Here is a 4126-nt window from a genome sequence, read left to right as displayed (position 1 = left end):
TCAAGATGAGATTTCCCATAACGTAAGTTAGTAAGATCCCTGAAAGATGATCAGGTTGATAGGTTCGAGGTGGAAGCGTGGTGACACGTGGAGCTGACGAATACTAATAGATCGAGGACTTAACCAATAAGTAATTACATTACACACTGATATCTAGTTTTGAAGGAATATCCTTCATATATCTAGTGATGATGGCGAAGAGGTCACACCCGTTCCCATACCGAACACGGAAGTTAAGCTCTTCAGCGCCGATGGTAGTTGGGGCCTTGCCCCTGTGAGAGTAGGACATCGCTAGGTAAATAAAAAAACCTTTTGCNNGCAAAAGGTTTTTTTATTTATTATTGTAGTTTAAATTTGAAATGTATCGAGTATATTGTCTTTTTCTTCTTTATTGATTCCAATGTATTTTAGTGTAATTTGTGGTGTGCTGTGATTGAGTATTTCTTGCAACATAGCTACATCCTTTGTTTGTTTATAGAACCAATAGCCGAAGGTTTTGCGCATGGTGTGGGTACCAATTGATTCAATACCGGCAAAGTCTCCAGCTTTTTGCAATTGTCGATAAGCCTGGATCTTACTAATCGGTTTTTCTCCTTTTCGAGAAGGGAATAACCAGGTATTTTCTAAGGTTTGGGCATACGAATAGATTTCATCAAAAATAGAAGTAAGATTAATTATGCGTTCTTTCTTTGTTTTTCCCTCTTTGATTTTGAATTCTTTTCTCTTTTTTCGTTTTAGTTTTAATATGGTTTGCGTTTCGATTTGGAGTAGATCGCTGACACGTAGACCTGTATTGATTCCAATTATGAATAAAATATAGTCCCGTTCTGAGCAATGACGTTTGAGAGCCCATTTCATATCTTCAATCTGTTCTTTACTTCGGATCGGTTGGACATCAATGAGATGTAGTTTTTTGTTCATGGATTTTTGGCCTCTTTATTTATGGTGTTTTGAATGTATACTTTTATTTTGTATTTTGAGGATATCAGGAGATTTGGTGTGAAGTCAATGTTTGAGGGGAAATGAATGTAAACTAATATTGAAAAGTTTACTTTCAATAATAAAAAGAGTTCTGGAGCCAGAACTCTTTTTATTATGAGTTATAGCAAAAAAAGCCACTCATGATATAATTGAGTTGCGAGGCTACAACTATACATAAGAGGCTTTTTTGTTTTTATAAAATTCTAATTACATAATAGCATGAAAAGAGTCTCTGTACTAGTTGTAAATACTAGGAGAGAGGAAAAAATTATGACAAATTGTATTGATTTAGAACAAGCTGAAAAAAGTGCAAGACTAAGGGATATCGAGAATTCGAAGATTTTGTCAGAAGAAGAAATGCAATTAGCAAATGAACTTCAATTAAAGGCTAATTCAAGAGGAATGAAATTAGTTCCTGAACGGAAAGTGAAGAATAAAGCGAGGTTTGTTCAGATCATTCAACAAAATATCCAGTATTTATTTGAAATTGATTATTTAACAAATGCTGAGAAGGTATTTTTATTAGATGTTTCAATGTGTGTAGGTTTTTTAAGTAATTGTTTAGTTAGTGATATTAACTCTAAAGAACAAATCCCATTAACTCAGAGAGAATTGGCTAAAAAGATTGGAAGACATGAAACAAAAGTTAGTCCATTAGTTAGAAAATTAATAGATAAAGGAATTATAGCTCGTTCAGAAAGTGGTGTTGATGATAATAATGTTAGGGCATATGCTTTGTTTATAAATCCTCACATCATGTTTTCAGGGAATAGAGATGAAATCAATCCAACACTTAAAGCAATGTTTAGAAAGGTTCCTAAGCAACTTAAAAATTTACCTATTAAATTATTTTAAGTCTACTTTAATTAGTAGACTTTTTTTATTAATTTCGTACTTACCAAAAACGGTAAGTTTACTTACCAAAAACGGTAAGTACGAAAAATCCTGAAACCCTTGATATTACTGGGTGTTTTCTACTTTGCTATGCTTGTCCCTTCTCACTCTATATAGAAATAGCTAAAAGTTCCGCAAGGAACGGGTCGTATTTTCTTTCGCTTTGCTACAGAAAATCTCCACCCTTTTCGCTTTGCTACATCCTTGCAAAACTTTTTTCGGCTCGAGATTTGGTGGCACCAAGCCGACACATCCAAAAGCAACTATTCATGATTATCGGCTTAAATTTGCTATTATACGAGCCGAACCGCTAGTGCTTTCGAACAATAATTTCACTTACCATATGGATAGATACGCAGTACGTGGGGTTTCGTCCCCACACGACAAACCAGCCTCAACCCCAAAAGCAAAGGAAAACCTTTATTTAAAATCGCTTATTTTGCTTTTTAAGCGTTCTTTTTTGTTTTTACAGCAAAATATACCATTTTAGATTTGTATCCTTTAAAAAGGATTTTAAAGCGTCTGAATAAGATCTCGTATTTTGTTGTTTTCTTTTTCTAAATTATAATTTTGTGTTTACTTAATTTAGATGGATCTCTTTTAGTATTTTAAAGTAGTGTTTGATTGCAAGTTATGAAAAAAATGTTGTCTACAGCAGGTCAACATTTGATGTTATAAAGGATACCTTGTGTACACCTCGACTCTACTTTTAACGAAAAACACATGTAATTGGTAAAATTTGAGTCGACCGTGAGTCAACATTCTGGGAATTTTCGTGTACCCACGTTTAAGCTAGGCTCTGCCTAGTCCCAACCCTTAGTTGGGCCCAAAAACCCCTTATGCTCTTCTCTCTTTTTTGATTCAGAATTTCCAATTTTATAAAATAACTGGTTTTTTAGTCGGAAATTATTATGTTAAAAAACAGATTGAAATAAAAAAGTATTAAAAAAGAAAAAAGAGATTGGTGACTATCTATTAGTAGATACAAGATCTAATAAATATTATGGATGAAGAATTAGATTTGATTTAATTTGAGTTTATTTAAAGTGTTAAGATAAAGGAGTTATAACTGTTGTAACGAATTTGAAGTATTGAAAAGGAGGTTATGACTATTATGACACCTGTTATTTATGAAAATGTGTCTCAGATTGCAAAAAGATTAAAAATATCACCTTCTACGGTTAAAAAATACTATTTATTAATTGAAAGTTATAAATGCTATGCTTTTAAAAGAGATGAACGAGAACGGATTATTTTTGATGATTATGATCTTAAGTTATTACAAAGATTAGTAGAATTAAAAAATATGCCACAAGTTACATTAGAAGATGCTTGTAAATTACTTTTAGAAGAAGAAGGATTAACAGTTAATAATACAGATATGACTGTTATAACTTCTGAATCTGAAGATTTGAAAGAAGTATGGAGAGAATTAAAAGATACAGTGGAGTTACAACAAAAACAAATACAGAATCAAAATGAGCAAATAGCTAAACTAACAAACTTATTGGAGTCTCAACAAAAATTATTGGCTCATTCTAGTACTATAGAAAAACAACAGGTTACTGATCGTGATAAAGCTGTTATGACTATTATGCGAGAACTTCAAGAAGTAAAACAGATAGTTGCGGCAAGTAATGAAAAGAAATGGTATCAATTTTGGAAGTGATTTGCTGAATCCTAGCGTTTATGCCGCGAAAGTTCCTTGACCATGAGGGGCACCCTCATGCAAACTCGCCAGAGGTGGCCCCACAAGGGCGAATTTTGCCCGTTGGGGTTATCTTTGGGAGTTTGAGGGTGTAGAGGCTCGTGGTCAAGGAAACCGTGGAATAAAAAGCTAGGATGGATCTCGAGTAAAGCGAAAATTAAAAGGTAGTTATCTTTATGGTTTGTATAATTATAATTCACATGTGTTTTTATAAATGGTTAATTTTAACTTTAATAAAAGTGTTGTAAACATGAATAAGTCATGGTATATTATTTATCCGTCGCTAATGACGAAATAGATTTTTATAGAATAAACACAAATTTATTCTGAATATCTATTGACATTTAAGGTTGTGAAATGGTAAGATTAAATCTTGTCCCAAAAAAGTTCTTTGAAAACTAAACAAAATGTAAAACGTCAATTTTTATTTTTGAAGCTAGACAAACTAACTTTATTGGAGAGTTTGATCCTGGCTCAGGATGAACGCTGGCGGCGTGCCTAATACATGCAAGTCGAGCGAACCGATTAAGAGCTTGCTCTTAT

3 protein-coding genes and 3 rRNA genes are annotated in these 4126 nt (G+C 33.0%); 5 read left to right on the top strand and 1 reads right to left on the bottom strand.

Features of this window, described 5'->3' with window-relative positions:
- A 23S ribosomal RNA gene (locus CN288_RS19320) occupies window positions 1-127 on the top strand; the annotation flags it as partial.
- A gap of 54 nt (window positions 128-181) precedes the next feature.
- Window positions 182-297: ribosomal RNA gene (gene rrf / locus CN288_RS19315) — 5S ribosomal RNA — on the top strand.
- 51 nt (window positions 298-348) lie between these two features.
- On the opposite strand, the gene CN288_RS19310 is transcribed toward rrf, so the two are convergent.
- On the bottom strand, window positions 349-921 hold the full coding sequence (locus CN288_RS19310) for a tyrosine-type recombinase/integrase (protein WP_098302897.1): 573 nt from the start codon (window positions 919-921) through the stop codon (window positions 349-351).
- A gap of 330 nt (window positions 922-1251) precedes the next feature.
- Here CN288_RS19310 and CN288_RS19305 point away from each other — a divergent pair, with 330 nt between their 5' ends.
- The 3 genes from CN288_RS19305 to CN288_RS19295 form a co-directional block, all read left to right on the top strand.
- Window positions 1252-1836, top strand: a complete 585-nt coding sequence (locus CN288_RS19305; protein WP_098302896.1) for a MarR family transcriptional regulator — start codon at window positions 1252-1254, stop codon at window positions 1834-1836.
- Window positions 1837-2989: 1153 nt separating this feature from the next.
- On the top strand, window positions 2990-3544 hold the full coding sequence (locus CN288_RS19300; RefSeq protein WP_098302895.1) for a DUF3967 domain-containing protein: 555 nt from the start codon (window positions 2990-2992) through the stop codon (window positions 3542-3544).
- A gap of 490 nt (window positions 3545-4034) precedes the next feature.
- Window positions 4035-4126, top strand: a 16S ribosomal RNA gene (locus CN288_RS19295); the annotation flags it as partial.

The sequence above is a fragment of the Bacillus sp. AFS023182 genome (assembly GCF_002560575.1).
Taxonomy (GTDB): Bacteria; Bacillota; Bacilli; order Bacillales; family Bacillaceae_G; genus Bacillus_A; species Bacillus_A arachidis.
This window is presented reverse-complemented; position numbering and strand designations above follow the sequence as displayed.